The 675-nt window shown below is 63.3% G+C and carries 1 protein-coding gene; it reads left to right on the plus strand.

The window, feature by feature from the left end:
* Nucleotides 1–554: precorrin-2 C(20)-methyltransferase (locus HX873_RS28415; protein ID WP_177123539.1), on the plus strand; the 554-nt coding region annotated here is incomplete at its 5' end.
* Between the last annotated feature and the right edge of the window lie 121 nt (nucleotides 555–675).

Genomic DNA, 675 nt, shown 5'->3' on the forward strand with positions numbered 1-675 from the left:
TGATGCCGCTGGTGTACCCGGTGACCACTGAAGTGTTGCCGGCGCCGCTGTCCTACGAGCAAGTGATCAGCGATTTCTACGACACCGCCAGTGTCGACGTTGCGGCACACCTGGACGCGGGGCGCGATGTGGCGGTGATCTGTGAAGGCGACCCGTTCTTCTACGGCTCCTACATGTATTTGCACGACCGCCTGGCCGAGCGCTACGAAGCCCAGGTGATCCCGGGTGTGTGCTCGATGCTCGGTGGCGCCTCTGTACTGGGCGCACCGTTGGTGTATCGCAACCAGAGCCTGTCGGTGCTTTCCGGCGTGCTGCCCCATGACGAACTCAAGCGTCGCCTGGCGGATGCCGACGCGGCGGTGATCATGAAGCTGGGGCGCAACTTCACCAAGGTGCGTCAGGTACTGGAAGAATTGGGATTGGCGAGCCGGGCGTTGTACGTCGAGCGCGCGACCATGGCCAATCAGAAAATCGTCGCCCTGGATCAGGTCGATCCGACGTCCTCGCCGTATTTCTCGTTGATCATCGTTCCCGGTGAAAGGTGGCAAGGCTGATGACGGCTCCCGCGATTGTCATCCTGGGGCAGGGCAGCCTCGCCACGGCCCGCGCTATCCAGCAGGTGTATCCCGACGCACTGATCCACGGCCTGGCCGGGCGGGTCGAGGGCGCAGATCA

This window comes from Pseudomonas sp. P7758 (assembly GCF_013386485.1).
In the GTDB taxonomy this organism is placed as follows: Bacteria; Pseudomonadota; Gammaproteobacteria; order Pseudomonadales; family Pseudomonadaceae; genus Aquipseudomonas.